The organism is Luteitalea sp., assembly GCF_022842525.1.
GTDB lineage: Bacteria > Acidobacteriota > Vicinamibacteria > Vicinamibacterales > Vicinamibacteraceae > Luteitalea.
In genome coordinates this window covers 1923-2540 of the sequence record NZ_JALHPM010000380.1, presented here as the reverse complement: position 1 = coordinate 2540, position 618 = coordinate 1923, and the positions used below count along the sequence as shown (strand labels likewise).

1 pseudogene is annotated in these 618 nt (G+C 68.3%); it reads right to left on the bottom strand.

The features are described from left to right. Window positions 1-618 (bottom strand): annotated as a pseudogene (locus tag Q0C41_RS31250) (hypothetical protein); the annotation flags it as partial.

The following is a 618-nucleotide window of genomic DNA, read 5'->3' as shown; positions in this document are numbered from 1 at the left end:
GCGGCGCCGAGCGGCAGCGCGCAGACGATCGCGCCGAACGCCACGGCGACGTGCCAGGCTGTCTCGTCCATCGGACGGGTACGACGTCGGAACCAGCGTAGCGACAGTCCGACACATGCGGCCCCACCCAGCAGGATCAGCGCGCCACCGATGTGCGTCCCCCACCCCCACCCGCCAACGGCTCCGATGGTGAAGACGACGAGTCCGGAGGTGATGAGCGCAAGAATTCCATCGAGCCAGCGGCGATCGTTCCCAACCGCGCCGAGGAACGTCGGAATCATCCGACTGCCCACGCCCATTGCCGTCAACGTGCCGAACCCGACGGCACCAAGCATTGCATGGGCGGCGAGCAGCGTCATCCGATCGAGGTGCCACCACCCCAGCGTCTCGCCGATGCGCGCGGCGCCGATGGCCATCCCGACGCCGAGCGCCGAGTGGCCCACCGTGATGAACAACCCGACCTGGCGTCCGTGCACCGAGCGACGTCGAGCTCGCAAGACGTTGGCGGACACGCAACCGACGCCACCAAAGACCAGCATCCAGCCAGCACCCTGCAGCCATCCGGTCCAGGACGCCATTCCGGACACCAGCACGACGACACCGGCCTGATGGAGCCAG